Here is a 16,769-nt window from a genome sequence, read left to right as displayed (position 1 = left end):
ACTACTTGTCGTCATCCAGCGTCGGACCACCGACATCGGTCACCAGACCGACATTGGAAAATCCGCCCGCATTCAGCGCGCCCATGATCTGCATTACGTCTTCATAGGGAATCGCCCCATCCGCCCGCAGGAAAACCCGGTCGGTCTCCCGCTCTGCCGCAATCGCCCTGAGCTTGCCGATCAGTTCGTCGCGCGGCGTCGCAGTTGTCTGTATCTGCACCTCACCCGTCGCGGTAAGGGTCACAGTCAATGGCTCCTCAGACTCAGTCGGCAGGGCATTTGCCGCAGTCTTCGGCAATTCCACAGGAACGCCGACGGTCAACAACGGCGCAGCCACCATGAATATGATCAGCAGCACCAACATAACATCGACAAACGGTGTAACGTTGATTTCCGACATCGGCCGAACGCGGCTGCGTCCGCGACCTCGGCGGCGTCCGCCCCGTTCCGATTGTTGAACCGCTGCGCCCATGGCTCAGGTGTCCAACTGGCGCGACAGAATCGTCGCGAATTCGTCGGAGAACGCTTCATAGCCGGAAATGATCCGCTCGCTGTCGGCGCTCAACTTGTTATAAAAGATCACGGCGGGGATAGCGGCCAGCAGACCCAAACCAGTGGCCAGCAAAGCCTCGGCGATACCGGGCGCAACAACGGCAAGGTTGGTATTCTGCTGCTCGGCAATCTCAATAAAGGCATTCATGATGCCCATCACGGTACCGAAAAGGCCCACAAACGGTGCCGTTGATCCAACCGTGGCGAGGATCGGCAGCCCTTTTTGCAAGGCCTCGGCTTCCTTGTTGATTGCGACATCCATGGACCGGTCGATGCGTGACTGTGCACCTGCAATCAATCCACCATCACTGCGATGACTGCGCCGCCATTCTATCATTCCGGCGGCAAAGACCTTTTCCGAACTGCCGTCCGGTTGCGCGCCAATCTGGTCAAATAACCCGTCCAAAGGCTCACCTGACCAGAACGCGCGATCAAAGACGCTCGCTTCGGCCCGTGCCGCTCGATAGGCGATCAATTTCTGAATGATGATCGACCATGACCAGAATGATGCTGCGATCAGCAGCAGCATAACCAGTTTGACGGTAAAAGTTGCACGCGCGAATAGGCCCCACAGGGAGAAATCAATCTCCTGCGCCAGCGCAAGGGTTTCTGCTTCCATCTGCCTGCTCTTTGCTCGCGACCGTTTCGATACGGCCTTTTTCTTGCAGGAACTCTAGCCGATAAGATCGGGGATTGCCAACAGAACCGGTGTTCACAAACATATCACCGCATCAATGCGCGAATCTCCGCTGGCAAACGCACTGGCTGGCCCTTGGAGTTCATGCAGACCGCTGTCACCACGGCGGTGAAAATCGGCGTCCCGGCCCGCGTGACAACCTGATCCATGACCAGCCGCGCAGGCGTGACCTTGCGAACCGTGCTTTCGACGATCAATTCGTCCTCAAAGCGGGCGGTCGACAGATACTCTGCCTCGACACGGCGCACCACCCAGACCAGACCACCCTCGCGCATGGCATTCTGGTCATTGCCCAGTTGTCGCACCCAACCGCTGCGCGCGCGCTCGATATAGCGCAGGTAATTGGCGTGATAGACGATTCCGCCCATGTCGGTGTCTTCATAGTAAACGCGGATCGGAAACTGGTGGCTCATTGCTCACGCGCCATCCGCGCTGCAAGCCGCAAAGCATGTGACGAATCCTGTGCCGTCACTGGCATCGCCGGATCATAGGCGGCGCGGATAACGCGAGCGAGCTCGGGACGCAGGATCGTGGTACCCGCTGCCAGCGCAAGCGGTGAACGCTCTCGAAAGGCATTGTCCGACCACAACAGCGCAACCTGCACCACTTGACCAAGCGCCAGCGTCTCGGCCGGCAATTCCGACAGGGCGTCATCCATTCGCAGGAAAACAAACGCGGCCTTGATCGCCCCGGCCTCATCAAACCGGAACAGCCGGTATTGATTGGCGTCGGCCTCCTGCAGCCGCGCCACCAGCGGCAAGAGTTCCGGGATCAATCGATCAAGATCGGGCACCTCAAGCAGTTCCGACCACGCCCGAAAAAAGAACACCATGCAGTTGGTGCCCAGTTCAGGATCAGTCTCGGCCATCTGATGGCCCGCAAGCGTGCAAACCGCCTCGAACGCGCCCTTGATTACCGGCAGCGTCTCGTCCTGTACGCCAAAAATGACCGGTACAATCGGCCGCCCCCACCGCGCAAACCTGTATTCCCCGACGCTCGTCAGAAACAGCGCTTCGATTTCGTCTGGTGTCACGGCCGTTCCTTCATCTTTGTCCAAATACTCCCGTCGGGGGCGTCCCATAGTCAACCGAACAGATCATTCTGCCCTTTGGGCGGGGCCATGCCCAAATGATCCCATGCCTTATGCGCCAACATTCGACCGCGCGGCGTGCGCTGAATCAACCCTTGCTGCAGAAGAAACGGCTCGATTACGTCTTCCAGCGAATCGCGGCTTTCGCTCAGCGCTGCGGACAGGGTTTCAATCCCCACCGGGCCACCGTGATAATTCTCGGCAATCAACTGTAAATAGCGCCGATCGGCGCCATCAAGCCCCATGTGGTCCACACCCAAACGTGTCAGCGCCCCATCCGCAAGTTCGCGCGTGATTGATCCATCGCCTTCGACCACCGCGAAATCCACCACCCGGCGCAACAACCGCCCAGCAATCCGCGGTGTTCCCCGTGCTCGCCGCGCAATTTCGCGCGCACCGTCGCTGTCCGCTGGCGCGCCTAGTTTGCGAGCATTACGGCTGACGATTTCGTGCAATTCATCCACCGTGTAAAATTGTAACCGGGTCGGAATGCCGAACCGGTCCCGAAGCGGTGTGGTCAAAAGCCCCATCCGCGTTGTTGCCCCCACCAAGGTAAAGGGCTGCAACTCAATACGCACGGTGCGGGCTGCCGGGCCTTCGCCAATCACGAGATCCAGCTCGAAATCTTCCAACGCCGGATAAAGAACCTCTTCGACTGCCGGGTTCAGCCGATGGATCTCGTCGATGAACAACACGTCCCGCGTTTCAAGGTTGGTCAGGATCGCTGCGAGATCTCCGGCCTTGGCCAGAACCGGGCCGCTGGTCATGCGGAAATTGACACCCAGTTCACGCGCCATGATCTGCGCCAGCGTTGTCTTGCCCAGCCCTGGTGGTCCGTGAAACAGGGTGTGGTCCATCGCTTCGCCTCGCCGGCGCGCCGATTCGATAAAGATCTTGAGATTGGCGCGCGCTTCGGCCTGCCCGATGAACTCATCCAGCGCCTGAGGCCGCAAGGCCCTGTCATTGTCTTCCGGCAACGGATCAGGCCGGACGGTCGGGTCCGCATCCATCATGTTCGTCCTCCGGGGCAGCGCTTCGGTTCAGTCATTCCGACCTAGCCTTTCGGCGCCAGCAGTTTCAAGGCCGCCCGGATAAGTTCCGCTTCTCCGGCCTCGGGTAGGGCACCTGCAGCTTCGGCAACAGCCCCTGCCGCATCGCCGGGCGAGTACCCCAGATTTGACAGGGCTGACAGCGCATCGGCCTGCGCCGACATGACGTTAGCGGGCTTCGTCGCCTGCGGGGCAACCGCAGCCGTCTCCGCCTCAATGACGGGGGCGGGCCCTCCAAGCGCTTCGATCACCGTTCCGCCCATCGCCATGACACCTGGCGCCTTGTCCTTGAGATCCAGAACCACCCGTTGCGCGGTTTTCTGACCGACGCCTTTGGCGACCGTTACACTTTTCCAATCGCCCAGGGCAATCGCCCGGCCAACGCCATCCGCGCCAAGCGCCCCGAGAATGGACAGCGATGCTTTTGCCCCGATCCCTTGCACGCTCATCAACAGGCGATGCCATTCCTTCTCGATCAGACTGGGAAAGCCGAAGAGCTGCATCAGGTCTTCGCGCACCACCAGATCGGTAAACAGAGCGACGGTCGCGCCCGGCCCCGGCAACGTGGCAAGGGTCCGTTCCGAGCAATAGACGATGTAACCGACACCTTGCACATCGATCAGAATGTGATCCGTACTGCGGTACTGCAACCGCCCGCGCAAATGTCCGATCATGCCCTCACCTCGCGTTCCACAATCGCCGATGCCGGACCGTAATAGGCGTGGCAGATCGCAATCGCCAGCGCGTCAGCGGCATCCGGCCCCGCCGGTTCACAACCCGGCAATTGCAGCCGAACCATATGCAACACTTGCGCCTTGTCCGCGTGCCCCACCCCGACAACCGTCTTCTTGACCCGGTTGGGCGCGTATTCTCCGATCTGAAGCCCCGCCTGCGCCGGAACCAACATGGCAATCCCCCGCGCCTGACCGAGTTTCAGCGTGCCCGCCCCGTCCTTGTTGACAAATGTTTGTTCGACCGCCGCCGCATCGGGCGCAAAACGGTGCAGAACATCCTGCAACTGATCATAAAGCGACAAGAGTCGGACAGACAGTTCCTTGCCTTCGGAATGAATCTGTCCGTTTGCAACGTGGCTCAACCTCGACCCTTGCGAGTCGATGATGCCCCATCCCAGGGTTCGAAGCCCCGGATCAATGCCTAAAATCCGCATGCCCTGCCCGATCCTGCCTTATTTGCCCACGCTGACGCGCGGTCTTGTTGCTTTTTTGATGCACTAGCACGAAACGCGAACATGGTCCAAGCGTTTTGCGTCAGAGTGCAAAACCGACACCCGCGAAACCAGTCGCGACGCCACAGTTCATTTCCGACAATTTCAGATCAGAAAACGACGCCGATGAATGGCAATTTTATGTTCATTTATAGATAGTTACACGCATAGGGACACATGCAATAATTGCATATGATCCATGCATTTTTTCGTCTTGCGCGGCGCAGAATCGCTCCCTATTTGCGCTTGAACGAAACGAGCAACTGAACCATCAAAACAAAGGACAAGGATATGGCTGCTTTTGACACCAACCGCACCACCCACGGCTCATTCGGCCTGATTGGCCGTATCGGCACTCTTATTTCGTCTGCAAGCGATGCAGTGATCGAATGGAACGACGCGCGCATGACTCGCAACGCGCTGTCTGGCCTCACCAATCGCGAGCTTGAAGATATCGGCCTTATTCGAGGTGATATCGATTCAGTTGCCGTGCGCACCTGCCGCCACTAACGACACAAAACCACTCATGACGATTTTTGAGCCGCGCCCCATTTAGGGCGCGGCTTTTTCATTTGGCCCGATACCATGACCAAGGCACTTGGACCGGCTCAGCGCAAATAGGGCCGCAATTCCAGCGCAAGGGCGCTCGAGATCGGGTCGACCTGCATCAGGATTGCGCCTGCATGTTCGATCAGATTGCCGTGGCGGAGCTGTGCAACACGCTCCTGATATGTCGCTTCGCCGATGCTTACGATCAGAATGGCCTTGAACAGCAGAAACGCGACGATCAGGATTGCCGCGGGGCGGATTGACCGTCGTTCGCGTATGCGCATCGGCCTCGCCATGACCAGCCCATCAGAGTGCGTGACGCTCTCGCGCCCCCGTGCCATGGCCTTGTGCTTGTGGTCCAGGCGGCGCAGGCGTTGGTCAAATTGGGTTTGGCTCTCGTTCACTGGAAGCTCCGATAGGCTGGCCCCCACCAACGCTAAAAACTAGGACGTCCTTACGATGCCCCGGCAACCGGCCGAAATTTGAGACGAGTTTTAGGCGATTTTTTGGAGAATGAGCGTAGACCAGTCACCAATCTCTTCGTGAGAGATAAGATTGGTTCCGTTTTCAAGGTAAACAGCAATCACCTCGGCAGCCTGCTCGTTCAGTATGCCAGAGAGGATCGCAAACCCGCCGGGTTGCAGATGCGCCGCGATTTCAGGGGACAGCGCCACCAGCGGACCTTTCAGAATATTGGCAAAGATCACGTCATAGGGCGCATGTTCATGCAGTGCCGGGTGATCAAACCCCGCAGCCTCGACGCATTCCCCCCCGCTGTCGATCCCGTTTGCGCGCAGGTTGGCCTTGGCCACATCGACCGCAACCTGATCGATATCGCTCGCCAGAATGGTCGCGTCCCAAACTCGCGCCGCAGCCATTGCAAGAACCGCAGTGCCACAGCCGATATCGGCGACGCTTTTCGCTAGGACTCCGCGTTCGATCAACGTCTCGACCGCCCGCAGGCATCCCAGCGTCGTCCCATGGTGCCCCGTTCCAAAGGCCATCGCCGCCTCGATCAACAGCGGTTCGACATCCTCCGGCACCTTGTCAGCATCGTGGCTGCCATAGACAAAGAACCGGCCTGCCCGCACCGGGGCCAGTTCACGGCGCACATGGGCGACCCAGTCGGTTTCGGGCAACTCGGACACGACAAAGGGCTTGGCCTCGAACGCCACCGCCAACAGGGCCAGCGCGGCCTCGTCCGGGGCGCTCTCGAAGTAGCCGCCAATCTCCCAAAGGCCCGATCCGTCTTCGACCTCGAACACCCCGATCCCGGTGGGTTCGGGTATCAGCCGCTCCATCGCTTCGCCGAGGGCTTCGGCGGCTTTCTTGCCCATCAATGTGGTCAGCGCGGTAAAGGTCGGCATCATCGTCTCCTGAATCGGTCCGCATTCGCGTAGGGGCGTGGCGGCGCAAGGTCAAGCGGGGGAAGGTTGCGACGATGCAGAGCCACGACATAGCACCAGCCCCAGATCGCAGCAATCAAACCAACCACGGCCCCCGCCGCCGCCTGCGCATAGATCACACCATTCGCGCCGAACCACAGCGCAAAGAGCATTGCCAGCGGCAGAGTCAGAACCCCGTCGCGCACCCAATTGGTCAACGTAGACCGCGTCGACTTGCCAAGCGCGTTAAAGGCCGAGTTCGCCACAAACAACGCCGAACCCAGCACGAAACCGCCTGCGCCAATGCTGGTAAAGGCAAGCACGACCTCGATACCCTGCGGGGTTAGTTCAAAGACGCCGGCAATGCTGGGCCCCAGAACCGCCAGCAACGCCCAGGTCACCAAGGTATAGGCCACGCCAAACAGAACCGCGTCGCGATAGGTGGTCCGGACACGGTCGTATTCACACGCGCCAAAGTTCTGGCCAAAGATGCCGCCAATCGCCCCGGCAAGCGAGAATATCCCGCCAAAGGCCACGACAGTCAGTCGCCCAACCACCGCCCAACCCGCCATAGCGTCGTCGCCGTATGGGGCCATCACTGTCGTGGCGAGAAAGTTTCCGACCGGAGTCGCCAGTTGGGTCAGGATCGTTGGAACGGCAATGGCCAGATAGGGACCCAGGGTCGCCCTGATATCCGCAAGCGCAGGCCGCGCCATCAGATCATGAGTGCCAATGGCGAACCGCAGCGCAAGGGCCAACATCACAAAGCGAAACAGTGTGATCCCAATGGCCGCCCCATCGAGCCCCATGCCAAACCCGTAAATCAGGACAGGGTCCACCACCATCGCCACGGCACCCGACAACAGCGTGACCATCATCGACCGGCGCCCATCGCCCTCCGCGCGCAATGCACCGTTTGCAATCATGCTGATCGCCATGATGCCCAACGATGGCAACGAAATCGCGAGATACCGCGCCGCCAGCGCGGCTGTCTCGCCCGTGGCACCAATCAAGGCAATGATATCATGCCGAAACGCGATGATCAGCCCGGCAACCGTAAATTGCCAGAAACCTGCAATTACGGCGGCGCTGGTCGCCTGCTGCCGCGCGGTTTCGCGATTGCCCGCGCCAATGCTGCGCGAAATCAGAGCGGTTGAGGCGATCATCAGGCCAATGCCTGACGAGACCGAAAAGAACTGGACCGCAAAGGCAAACCCGACAGCGGCGAGCAATTGCGGGTCCCCCAATTGCGCGATCCAGTAGAGGTTCGCCGCATCCACGATAAAGACAAAGGTGATGCCCATCGCGCCGGCCATCGTCATGCGAACAACATGACCCATCGTTGATCCAGTCAGGAACCGCCCCTTGCCGGCCAAACCCGTCGCCTATTCGGCAGGCGCAGGCAGACCGCGCGCGAAGATGGTTTCATAGCCCGGTTCGGGATCACGCGGGATCATCAGAGCCAAAGACAGCGAGATCAGCGCCATGCCGGATGCCAGCGCAAACACCGCAGCCGGAGAAATGACCCAAAGCAACCCGAGAAGGACGGGCAGGAACACTGCTGCAATATGGTTGATCGTAAAGGCCACGGCAGCCGTTGGGGCGATATCGCGTGGGTCAGCGATTTTCTGGAAGTAGGTCTTGAGCGCCAGAGCAAGGCCAAACAGAATATGGTCTACGACGTATAGAGTCGCCGCCAACGCCACGCCCCAGCCAAACCAGTAGACACCGCCATACATTGTGAAAACGATGGCCAGACCGACATATTCCCAAGTCAGCGTCCGACGTTCGCCAAAGTGGCTGACGGCCTTGCCCAGAAACGGCGCGACCAGCATGTTGATCACAAGGTTGATCAGATACAGCCCGGTCAGCTCATGCACTTCAAAGCCAAAGCGTTCGACCATCATGAACCCGGCGAACACCATGAATATCTGCCGCCGGGCGCCCGACATGAACTGCAGCGCGTAATACAGCCAATAACGACGGCGCAGCACCATCTTCTTGATCTGCGGATGCGGTGCTTCGAACTGTGGATAGGCAATCATGCACAGGATGGCCAAGCCAAACGTCACCCCGCCCGCCGCCATGAATACAAAGTTATAAGTCAGGCCCAACGGCTCCCACATCACAACGATCAGGATAAAGACCACCAGCGTGACAGCCGAACCGGCCCCCATGATCCACCCGAGGATCTGCGGCGCGCGATCCTTGGGCAGCCATTGCAGTTGCAAGGACTGGTTCACTGTCTCATAGTAGTGAAAGCCAATCGAACTGAGCAAGGTCAGGAACAGCAGACCGCCAAGACTGGGAAACCATGCAGTAAATGCCGTGGCGACCCCCAAGAGCGCGAGCGAGATCAGCCCCAGCACCTGTTCGCGGACAAAGATGATGATGGCGATGACGCCCACAGCCAGAAAGCCGGGTATCTCGCGCACCGTATGCAACAGGCCAATGTCGGCCCCATCAAACCCCGCAACCTCAACGACAAAGTTGTTGAGCAGCGCGTACCAGGTGTAAAACGCGACGGGCATCGTCATCGCCATAACAAACAGCAATGTTGTCGGACGCCGCCACAGCGGCATGGTCCGCGCATCTGATATCGGAATGTAGTTGGCCATAAATTGGGCATACGCCCGTTGAACGAAATTGGCGAGATAAAAGCGGCGGCCGCACAAACGATCTGCACCAGCGCAGGTCTGTCGCCTTTGGCATTTTAGATAGAATGGGGTGTCCAGCGATTGACGCTCTAGTCGTGCCGGAGTGCGGCGGGTTTGCTCAGGGCCTCAATAAAAACTTTGCGGGTCAATATCCACGCTTAGACGCAGATCGCCTTTCAGCCGCAGCGACCCAATCCAGCGCGAAATCGCCTCTTGCAGCGGCGCGCCCTTGGCCGCCTTGATCAACAACCGCACCCGGTGACGACCGCGAATCCGTGCGATTGGTGCCGGGGCCGGACCAAAGACCTGCGCCCCGATATCGCGCAACGGCGCGTCAGAGCGCGCCAGAGCATTTCCCAGATCAAACACCTGCGCCACATCGGTTCCCGAAAGAATGATCCCGGCCATGCGCCCAAAGGGTGGCACACCTGCTGCCTCGCGTTCTGCTGCTTCGGCGCGCCAGAACCCTTCCTCGTCGCCTGACAGGATCGCGCGGATCACGGGGTGTTCTGGTTGAAACGTCTGCAACAACGCCGTGCCCGGTTTGTCCGCCCGCCCGGCCCGCCCGGCGACTTGGCGCATCAGTTGAAACGTCCGCTCGGCGGCGCGCAGGTCCGACCCTTGCAACCCAAGATCAGCGTCGATCACCCCCACCAACGTCAACAACGGAAAGTTATGCCCCTTGGCCACTAGTTGCGTGCCGATGATGATGTCGGCCTCACCCTGCGCGATCTTTTCGATACCTTCCTTCAACGCCCGTGCGCTGCTGAACAGATCAGAACTCAGCACTGAGATCCGGGCCTCGGGAAACAGCGCCGCCGCCTCTTCTCCCATCCGCTCGACACCCGGCCCGACCGGCGCCAGCTTGCCTTCGACTCCGCAGGATGGGCAGGCCGTGGGGATGGGCGTGGTCTCGCCGCATTGGTGGCACATCAGCCGTTTCAGGAACCGGTGTTCGACCATCCGCGCATCGCAATGGGTGCATCCGATCTGTTGCCCACAGGCCCGGCACAAGGTCACCGGCGCAAAGCCCCGCCGGTTGATGAACAACATCGCCTGTTCACCCTTGGTCAGCCGGTCTTCGATGGCCGCCCGCAGTGTGGGAGACACCCAATGTCCCGCCTGCATCTGCTCTGCGCGCATGTCGATGGCGCGCATATCTGGCATCACAGCCTCGCCAAAACGCGAGGTCAACTCGACCATGTCGTATTTGCCGGCCTGCACGTTCGTCCAGCTTTCAAGGCTGGGGGTCGCGCTGGCCAGAACCACGCGGGCACCGCAGATCGCGGCGCGCAGCACCGCCATGTCGCGTGCGTTATAAAGAACGCCGTCCTCTTGTTTGTACGATGTGTCGTGCTCTTCATCGACGATGATCAGACCCAGTTCCTGGAAGGGCAGGAACAAGGCTGAACGTGCACCCACGACAAGCTGCGCGTCGCCTTGCCCGACCATCTTCCATATGCGCCGCCGCTCGGTCATCGTGACCCCGGAATGCCATTCGGCGGGCCGCGCCCCGAAACGGGCCTCGACACGGGTCAGAAACTCTGCAGTCAGGGCAATCTCGGGCAAAAGTACCATTGCCTGCCGCCCGCGTTTCAGGGTCTCGGCCACTGCTTCGAGATAGACCTCAGTCTTGCCGGACCCCGTTACGCCCTTGAGCAATGTCGTGCCATAGCGCCCTTCGCCAATCGCCTTACCCAGATGCGCGGCGGCGGCGGCCTGATCACCGGTCAACGCCTTGCCACTGCGCGATGGGTCCAGCGGAGGCAGCGGCAGGTCACGCGGGCTGTCCTCTTCGCGCACAGCGTCGAACTTGACCAAACCCTTGACAACAGATGACGTCACGCCCGCCATTTCGGCCAGTTCTTTCAGCGTGAAAGACAGACCACCATATTCCTTGAGCGTGTCCAGAACGCGACGCCGCGCGTCGGTCATCCGTTCCGCCGCACCGGAACCAAGGCGATAGACCTTGCGCATCGATGGCGGATCACTCAGCCCCGGCGCACGGGTTGCCAGCCGCAACATCGCGGGCATAGGCGTCAGCGTATAATCCGCCGCACGGCCCAGAAAGACCTGCATCTCTTCTCGCATCGGGGCGACATCCAGCACCCGAATGATCGGGCGGATCTTGCTGCGGTCATAGTCGCCCTGCCCCGGCCCCCAGACCACGCCCATAACCTTGCGCGGGCCAAGCGGCACCTCGACAAAGGCCCCCGCAAAGCAGCCACCTTCCGGCGCTTTGTAATCCAGCAGCCGATCCAGCGGTTGCGTGGTCAGCACCGCAACCAGATCGCCCTGGTCAAAAAAGCTTTGGGTGGCGTTGGGAGACGGCAACAGATCGGACCTCGCTTGTGGTTTTGCGATAGCCGGAGCACGGTCACCAGCCCCGGTCACCATGAGGTAAGGCCAAGCCGCGCCAACGCCAACCCACCAATGGAATGCATCACAACTTTTCTTGCCGCCGTCTCAGTGAGGAGCGGCATGCAGGCGCCGACAGCCACCAGCCCTAACCGTCAGGTCACAGTACCGGAATTTTCGCGCTCACCCCTGCCTTTTCGCCACAACGCAGACTCCATGCGTGCTATAGGCAAGAAAAAAACGTACGAGGCAAAAATGAGCAGCAACCCAAAGCTGGAAGAAACCTTGCGCGATGCAATCATCGCCAAGCCCGATGCGATTCTGGATGATCAGGCGGTGATGCAAGCGCTGATTGCCGCCGATGACCGCTCCAAAGGTGACAATATCATCGACCTGCGCGGCGTCGCGATGGAGCGGCTCGAAGCGCGGCTGGACCGGCTCGAAGACACCCACCGCAGCGTGATCGAAGCCGCCTATGAAAATCTGTCGAGCACCAATCAGGTGCATCGCGCTATCCTGCGGATGCTCGATGCAACAGAATTCGAGGTGTTTCTGCGAGATCTCGGCGGCCCGGTTGCCAGTATCCTGCGGGTCGAGGCCATCACGCTGGTTCTGGAGACAGCGCAGGGCGATCACGACACCGGCGGGCAGCATCTGAACGGCGCGCTGACTCTGGCCGAACCCGGCTTTGTCGAAGATTATCTGGCGCGTGGACACAAGGGCGCGCCCCGTCAGGTCAGCCTGCGCGCGGTGGCTGACGCCAGCCCTCGCGTCTATGGGGACAAGTCAGACCGTATCCGTTCGGAAGCCTGCATGCGCCTTGATTTTGGCGAAGGTAAATTGCCGGGGCTTCTGATCATGGGGTCCGCTGACCCAATACATTTCGCGCCGCAACAAGCCACCGACATTCTCGCATTCTTTACCGGCGTGTTTGAACGGACCATGCGCCGCTGGCTGTCATGACCCTGATCTCACCAGCCTGTCGGGACGCGCTGCAAGACTGGCTCGACGGGCAAAAAGCGTTGGCTGGGGCATCGGAGAACACCATCATCGCCTATCGCGGTGACGTGGGTGATTTCCTGTCGTTCATGACCATCCACCACGGCAACTCACAAGGTCTGGGCGCACTGGAACGGATATCCATTTCGGACATGCGCGCCTGGATGGCACAGACTCGTGCGGGGGGTGCGGGTGCGCGCTCGCTCGCGCGCAAACTGTCTGCGGTCAAGAGCTTTTACCGATGGCTCGCAGAGCGCGCGGGGTTCGAGCCGACAGCCGTGCTCGCCACACGGTCCCCCAAGTTTCAGAAAAAACTGCCAAGGCCGTTGGCCGAAGACGCCGCGCAGGCGGTGCTGGATACGGTCGAATTGCAATCAACAACCACATGGGTTGGTGCGCGTGATGTCGCCGTGGTGACGTTGCTTTATGGCTGCGGGCTGCGCATATCTGAGGCGCTTGGCCTCAAGGGGGCTGACAGCTCCTTGCCCGCTTCGTTGCGGATCATCGGCAAGGGCGGCAAGGAACGACTGGTGCCGGTTCTGGACGCCGCACGCGATGCTGTTGCTACCTATGTCAGGCTCTGTCCACATCCGTTGGAACCGGATGCACCGCTGTTTCGCGGCGTTCGTGGCGGGCCGTTACATGCCCGGCTGATACAGGGAGCCATGGCGCGGACACGAATGCAGCTTGGTCTGCCAGCCACCGCCACACCGCACGCCCTGCGCCACAGCTTTGCCACCCATCTGCTGAGCGCCGGTGGCGATCTGCGGGCGATACAGGAGCTGCTTGGCCATGCCTCTCTTTCCACCACACAGGCCTATACCGCTGTGGATACTGCCCGCCTGATGGAGGTCTACGACCGCACCCACCCCAAGGCATGAAACCTATCCCGGCTCTCTCCCTATGCGGGCAGATTTCGCTTTGCATCCCACCGGCACATCCGGCACAAGCAACGTTATGACCCCAAATGTCCGCGCCCTTCTTGTCCATTTGTTCACCGCAACCGGCGCGGTTTTTGCCATGCTCGCCATGCTCGCCGCCGCGCAGACGGAATGGAGCCTGATGTTTCTCTGGCTGGTCGTCGCCTTTTTCGTCGATGGAATCGACGGACCGCTGGCGCGCCGATATCACGTCAAACATTATGCACCGGAATTTGACGGCGTCTTGCTGGACCTGATCATCGACTATCTGACCTATGTGTTCATCCCGGCCTTTGCGCTGTTTCAATCCGGGTTGATGGACGGCTGGACGGGTTGGGTCGCGATCATCGTCATCACCTTTACCAGCGCGATGTACTTTGCTGACACGCGCATGAAAACAAAAGATAATTCGTTTTCCGGCTTCCCCGGCTGCTGGAACATGGTGGTGCTGGTGGTGTTCGCGTTGCAACCGAACTTCTGGGTGATCCTGACGCTTGTCACGGCCCTTGCCATCACCATGTTCGTACCGCTCAAATTCGTGCATCCCGTGCGCACCGAACGCTGGCGTCCCGTGACACTTCCGATGGCGTTGGCGTGGACGTTCTTTGCAGGCTGGGCCGCATGGGTCGACTTTCACCCGCAAAGCTGGGCGCATTGGGGATTGGTCGTGACCTCGGTTTACCTGTTGTTCGCTGGAATCGCGCAACAGATCATCCCGATGAAGGACAAAGCCAGCCTCTAACCTCTCTACTCAACTGTGTTGGTGGATGAACGGAATTGCATGCTCGAAAAATTGATCAAATGCAGTCGTGCCCTCTGTCAGGACGTGGTTGTTGCCGGGCAGTTCTATGAATCGCGCACCGGGTATCGTCCGCGCAATCAATCGCCCTTCCTCAAGCGGCGCACGGCGATCTCCGCGCACATGGGCGACCAAAACCGGCAAGTCGAGTTGGCTGGCCATTTCGATAAAATCAAACTGCGAGATCAGATCATAGATACGCAGCACATCCTCCCTGTCGGTTGCCAGCCGTTGCATTTCGTCGAAGGTGTCTTGCACGTCCGGGCCTGAATCCGGCACAAATCCTGACGTAAAGAACTGTCGGAATGTCGGGTTGGGCGAGCCCCAGCCATCCTCGATCATCCGGCGTCCGGTCTCGCTCAGGACGACCTGTTCGTGGCTGTCGCGCCGCAATGCCCCGCGCAGATAGCCACCAAGAATGACAATTGCGCTGACCTTGTCCGGATGTGCTGTCGCATAATCAACCGCGAACCCGGCACCTTGGCTCTTTGCGAAGATCACGAACCGTTTTAGGCCCGAAGCCTCGACAACCGCCTCCATATCCTGCCGGATCGCATCACAGGAAACCTCGGTCACCTTTCGGTCCGAAAGCCCGTTGCCGCGTTGATCAAAGCGTACGAATTTGGTCGCCTGTGCAAACGTATCTATGAACGGGCCATAAAGCGGGTTCTGCCATTCGTACTCGATATGGTTGATCCAATGCGGTGCGCGCAGCACTGATGGTCCATTGCCAACCGAGGCCCATGCAATCTGGGTGCCATCCGCCGACGCACAAAACCTCACATGCTGCTGCTGTGACATGACCGGAATTTTGGCCCGCTCAGGCGGATCAGCCGTCCACTGCCAGACACGGATCGGTCGTGTGATGTTCTTGATGCGCTGGCGGCCAAGGTCGCGGAATGGCTCTCCGATCCCGTCTGTCACCGTCTGATGCACGATATCTGAAATACACACGCCACCGGGCTCGGCCAGCTGCTCTAGCCGCGCCGCCACATTCACGCCATCACCAAAGATATCTCCTTCGTCCCGAATCACGTCGCCAATATTGATGCCAATGCGATATTGGATCCGGCGGTCTGGCGCGCGATCCGCCTCGCGTGTGATCATGCCGGACTGGATGTCGATGGCACAGCGAACCGCGTCACGGGCCGACGTGAATTCGACCAGCATACCGTCGCCACTGGTCTTGACGATACGCCCTCTGTTGGCCGTGATCTGCGGGTTGATCAGCTCTGACCGATGCAGCTTTTGTCGGGCAAGCACGGCTGATTCTCCCAACTCCATCAGCCGCGCGAACCCAACCATATCGGCGGCGAGAACAGCCGCCAGTCGCCTTTCAGGTCCTTTGTGTACGCTGGGGTTCATATTCCATCAGTATCACGATTTGGCCATTGGCTAAATCACATCGTCCAGAACGATCTCGCGTCCGTTAAAGGTAAAGCTGTCGCCTTTGCTCAGCCCGTCTATCGCTTTGAAAATCGGGCTTTGCGTCGAAATGCCCATGTAGGTCACCCCGTCGCAATCAAACTTGACGGTCGACACGACAACCACAAAATGACGCCCGTTGAACGAGACCACCGCGCCCGGCTGCACCGTATCGGTGACCGAGAAATCCGTGTTCTCGATGGCGTCAATCTTGGCGTGATGCGCTTGCACCGGGTGGTCGAACGCCGCTGCCAGGTCGGCGCTCTCGCGTGCGTCGGCAATGTCATCCTTGTCATGCGCTTCGCGGTCGTCCAGTTGCGAGTCCCGCAGGTAATTTTCGTAATGTGCCTTAGCTGACGCCAATGCGCTTTCTTCAAGCGACATCAACTTTTCATGCACGGCCTGTTTCAGTGCGGCTCGGTCCTCGGATTTTGTCACTGCTTGGCTCCTTTTAGGTGAGGGACCTCACAAAGGTGGTGCCCGTGCACCCAACATGCAAACATTAAACTGCTAGCACCGATCAGATCAGCAACCCCGCCGCCCCCTCGTGACGCAACAGCGCGACCTTGGTTTCAACGCCACCCGCACCCGAAAAGCCGCCAAGACTCGTTGCGCCCAAGACGCGATGGCAGGGAATGATGATCGGGATTGGATTGCCGCCACAAGCCTGACCAACCGCCTGTGGCGGGACGCTCAGATCACGGGCGATATCGCCATAGGTGAGGGTGTGCCCGACGGGGATCGCCCGCATCGCATCACAGACCGCCTGCTGAAACGTGCTGCCTCCAACTTTTAGCGGCAGATCAAATTCATTGGTCGAATCTTCGAAATACGCCGCCAACTGCTGTGCCGCCCGGTCCAAGACAGTAGAGTGATCGTGGCCACGCCCACCCCACTCCACACGGGTGATCGCATCGCCCTCTTCGGTCAGCGTCACGTCACCCGTCGGCGTTTGAACCGTCAGGCGACGCATTGCATGTTCCTAATGCTTTCCATCCTGTCACCTTGCCTCGAAAGCACCGCGTACTCAATGGATGGCAGAAAATTCCGGCCCCACGCGAGGG

The 16,769-nt window shown here is 59.7% G+C and carries 19 protein-coding genes; 4 read left to right on the top strand and 15 right to left on the bottom strand.

Annotated features, from left to right (window positions below; genetic code table 11):
• Nucleotide 1 precedes the first annotated feature (1 nt).
• The 7 genes from tolR to ruvC all read right to left on the bottom strand — a co-directional run bounded on the left by tolR (nucleotide 2) and on the right by ruvC (nucleotide 4,556).
• Nucleotides 2-472, bottom strand: a complete 471-nt coding sequence (gene tolR, locus ABJO75_RS22610; protein ID WP_348126175.1) for a protein TolR — start codon at nucleotides 470-472, stop codon at nucleotides 2-4.
• 3 nt (nucleotides 473-475) lie between these two features.
• A complete protein-coding gene (tolQ, locus tag ABJO75_RS22605; protein ID WP_348126174.1) occupies nucleotides 476-1,171 on the bottom strand; it encodes a protein TolQ in 696 nt (231 codons plus the stop codon).
• A gap of 104 nt (nucleotides 1,172-1,275) precedes the next feature.
• A complete protein-coding gene (ybgC, locus tag ABJO75_RS22600) occupies nucleotides 1,276-1,662 on the bottom strand; it encodes a tol-pal system-associated acyl-CoA thioesterase (protein WP_348126172.1) in 387 nt (128 codons plus the stop codon).
• A complete protein-coding gene (locus ABJO75_RS22595) occupies nucleotides 1,659-2,282 on the bottom strand; it encodes a hypothetical protein (RefSeq protein WP_348126170.1) in 624 nt (207 codons plus the stop codon). Before ABJO75_RS22595 ends, ybgC begins: the two co-directional genes overlap by 4 nt.
• Before the next feature lie 50 nt (nucleotides 2,283-2,332).
• Nucleotides 2,333-3,352 (bottom strand): Holliday junction branch migration DNA helicase RuvB, encoded by a 1,020-nt coding sequence (gene ruvB / locus ABJO75_RS22590; protein WP_348126165.1) that lies wholly within the window; start codon nucleotides 3,350-3,352, stop codon nucleotides 2,333-2,335.
• Nucleotides 3,353-3,393: 41 nt separating this feature from the next.
• Complete coding sequence (gene ruvA / locus ABJO75_RS22585) at nucleotides 3,394-4,062, bottom strand: Holliday junction branch migration protein RuvA (RefSeq protein WP_348126163.1); 669 nt, start codon at nucleotides 4,060-4,062, stop codon at nucleotides 3,394-3,396.
• Complete coding sequence (gene ruvC, locus ABJO75_RS22580) at nucleotides 4,059-4,556, bottom strand: crossover junction endodeoxyribonuclease RuvC (RefSeq protein ID WP_348126161.1); 498 nt, start codon at nucleotides 4,554-4,556, stop codon at nucleotides 4,059-4,061. The genes ruvA and ruvC overlap by 4 nt, the downstream gene beginning before the upstream one ends.
• A 348-nt stretch (nucleotides 4,557-4,904) precedes the next feature.
• On the opposite strand from ruvC, the gene ABJO75_RS22575 reads away from it, so the two are divergent.
• On the top strand, nucleotides 4,905-5,123 hold the full coding sequence (locus ABJO75_RS22575) for a DUF1127 domain-containing protein (RefSeq protein WP_348126159.1): 219 nt from the start codon (nucleotides 4,905-4,907) through the stop codon (nucleotides 5,121-5,123).
• Between the two features lie 98 nt (nucleotides 5,124-5,221).
• Here the strand turns inward: ABJO75_RS22575 and ABJO75_RS22570 are convergent, their stop codons facing one another.
• From ABJO75_RS22570 to ABJO75_RS22550, 5 genes are all read right to left on the bottom strand, one after another.
• The gene (locus tag ABJO75_RS22570) at nucleotides 5,222-5,566 is read right to left on the bottom strand and encodes a hypothetical protein (RefSeq protein WP_348126157.1); all 345 of its coding nucleotides are present in this window, start codon (nucleotides 5,564-5,566) and stop codon (nucleotides 5,222-5,224) included.
• Nucleotides 5,567-5,656: 90 nt separating this feature from the next.
• Nucleotides 5,657-6,529 carry a 50S ribosomal protein L11 methyltransferase gene (locus ABJO75_RS22565; RefSeq protein WP_348126155.1) on the bottom strand — a complete coding sequence of 291 codons (873 nt, stop codon included), beginning with the start codon at nucleotides 6,527-6,529 and terminating at the stop codon, nucleotides 5,657-5,659.
• Entirely contained in the window at nucleotides 6,529-7,887 is a 1,359-nt protein-coding gene (locus tag ABJO75_RS22560) for an MATE family efflux transporter (protein WP_348126153.1), read from the bottom strand. Before ABJO75_RS22560 ends, ABJO75_RS22565 begins: the two co-directional genes overlap by 1 nt.
• 45 nt (nucleotides 7,888-7,932) lie before the next feature.
• The gene (locus ABJO75_RS22555; RefSeq protein ID WP_348126151.1) at nucleotides 7,933-9,165 is read right to left on the bottom strand and encodes an MFS transporter; all 1,233 of its coding nucleotides are present in this window, start codon (nucleotides 9,163-9,165) and stop codon (nucleotides 7,933-7,935) included.
• A 165-nt stretch (nucleotides 9,166-9,330) separates the two neighbouring features.
• A complete protein-coding gene (locus tag ABJO75_RS22550; protein ID WP_348126149.1) occupies nucleotides 9,331-11,538 on the bottom strand; it encodes a primosomal protein N' in 2,208 nt (735 codons plus the stop codon).
• A 279-nt stretch (nucleotides 11,539-11,817) separates the two neighbouring features.
• Here ABJO75_RS22550 and ABJO75_RS22545 point away from each other — a divergent pair, with 279 nt between their 5' ends.
• The 3 genes from ABJO75_RS22545 to ABJO75_RS22535 all read left to right on the top strand — a co-directional run bounded on the left by ABJO75_RS22545 (nucleotide 11,818) and on the right by ABJO75_RS22535 (nucleotide 14,223).
• The gene (locus tag ABJO75_RS22545; protein WP_348126147.1) at nucleotides 11,818-12,525 is read left to right on the top strand and encodes a DUF484 family protein; all 708 of its coding nucleotides are present in this window, start codon (nucleotides 11,818-11,820) and stop codon (nucleotides 12,523-12,525) included.
• Nucleotides 12,522-13,442: a tyrosine recombinase XerC gene (locus ABJO75_RS22540; RefSeq protein ID WP_348126145.1), complete on the top strand. Its 921-nt coding sequence runs from the start codon at nucleotides 12,522-12,524 to the stop codon at nucleotides 13,440-13,442. The genes ABJO75_RS22545 and ABJO75_RS22540 overlap by 4 nt, the downstream gene beginning before the upstream one ends.
• Before the next feature lie 76 nt (nucleotides 13,443-13,518).
• Complete coding sequence (locus ABJO75_RS22535; protein WP_348126143.1) at nucleotides 13,519-14,223, top strand: phosphatidylcholine synthase; 705 nt, start codon at nucleotides 13,519-13,521, stop codon at nucleotides 14,221-14,223.
• Nucleotides 14,224-14,232: 9 nt separating this feature from the next.
• Here ABJO75_RS22535 and ABJO75_RS22530 read toward each other — a convergent pair whose 3' ends face one another.
• The 3 genes from ABJO75_RS22530 to ABJO75_RS22520 form a co-directional block, all read right to left on the bottom strand.
• Nucleotides 14,233-15,645, bottom strand: coding sequence for an alpha/beta fold hydrolase (locus tag ABJO75_RS22530; RefSeq protein WP_348126142.1), 1,413 nt, complete (start codon nucleotides 15,643-15,645; stop codon nucleotides 14,233-14,235).
• A 30-nt stretch (nucleotides 15,646-15,675) separates the two neighbouring features.
• Nucleotides 15,676-16,143, bottom strand: a complete 468-nt coding sequence (locus tag ABJO75_RS22525; RefSeq protein WP_348126140.1) for a hypothetical protein — start codon at nucleotides 16,141-16,143, stop codon at nucleotides 15,676-15,678.
• A gap of 82 nt (nucleotides 16,144-16,225) precedes the next feature.
• Complete coding sequence (locus ABJO75_RS22520) at nucleotides 16,226-16,678, bottom strand: methylated-DNA--[protein]-cysteine S-methyltransferase (RefSeq protein WP_348126139.1); 453 nt, start codon at nucleotides 16,676-16,678, stop codon at nucleotides 16,226-16,228.
• Between the last annotated feature and the right edge of the window lie 91 nt (nucleotides 16,679-16,769).

The organism is Sedimentitalea sp. (assembly GCF_039973035.1).
Lineage (GTDB): Bacteria > Pseudomonadota > Alphaproteobacteria > Rhodobacterales > Rhodobacteraceae > Sedimentitalea.
The sequence above is the reverse complement of the archived record's forward strand: the minus strand, read 5'-3'. Positions and strand labels throughout refer to the sequence as shown.

Bases quoted from the DNA above. Each gene is read 5' to 3' on its own strand.
- ABJO75_RS22575 (WP_348126159.1), top strand. From the start codon at position 4,905: ATGGCTGCTTTTGACACCAACCGCACCACCCACGGCTCATTCGGCCTG.
- ABJO75_RS22535 (WP_348126143.1), top strand. From the start codon at position 13,519: ATGACCCCAAATGTCCGCGCCCTTCTTGTCCATTTGTTCACCGCAACC.
- ruvA (WP_348126163.1), bottom strand. From the start codon at position 4,062: ATGATCGGACATTTGCGCGGGCGGTTGCAGTACCGCAGTACGGATCAC.
- ABJO75_RS22545 (WP_348126147.1), top strand. From the start codon at position 11,818: ATGAGCAGCAACCCAAAGCTGGAAGAAACCTTGCGCGATGCAATCATC.
- ABJO75_RS22565 (WP_348126155.1), bottom strand. From the start codon at position 6,529: ATGCCGACCTTTACCGCGCTGACCACATTGATGGGCAAGAAAGCCGCC.
- ABJO75_RS22530 (WP_348126142.1), bottom strand. From the start codon at position 15,645: ATGAACCCCAGCGTACACAAAGGACCTGAAAGGCGACTGGCGGCTGTT.
- ABJO75_RS22555 (WP_348126151.1), bottom strand. From the start codon at position 9,165: ATGGCCAACTACATTCCGATATCAGATGCGCGGACCATGCCGCTGTGG.
- ybgC (WP_348126172.1), bottom strand. From the start codon at position 1,662: ATGAGCCACCAGTTTCCGATCCGCGTTTACTATGAAGACACCGACATG.
- ABJO75_RS22520 (WP_348126139.1), bottom strand. From the start codon at position 16,678: ATGCGTCGCCTGACGGTTCAAACGCCGACGGGTGACGTGACGCTGACC.
- tolR (WP_348126175.1), bottom strand. From the start codon at position 472: ATGGGCGCAGCGGTTCAACAATCGGAACGGGGCGGACGCCGCCGAGGT.
- ABJO75_RS22540 (WP_348126145.1), top strand. From the start codon at position 12,522: ATGACCCTGATCTCACCAGCCTGTCGGGACGCGCTGCAAGACTGGCTC.
- ruvB (WP_348126165.1), bottom strand. From the start codon at position 3,352: ATGATGGATGCGGACCCGACCGTCCGGCCTGATCCGTTGCCGGAAGAC.
- ruvC (WP_348126161.1), bottom strand. From the start codon at position 4,556: ATGCGGATTTTAGGCATTGATCCGGGGCTTCGAACCCTGGGATGGGGC.
- ABJO75_RS22560 (WP_348126153.1), bottom strand. From the start codon at position 7,887: ATGGGTCATGTTGTTCGCATGACGATGGCCGGCGCGATGGGCATCACC.
- tolQ (WP_348126174.1), bottom strand. From the start codon at position 1,171: ATGGAAGCAGAAACCCTTGCGCTGGCGCAGGAGATTGATTTCTCCCTG.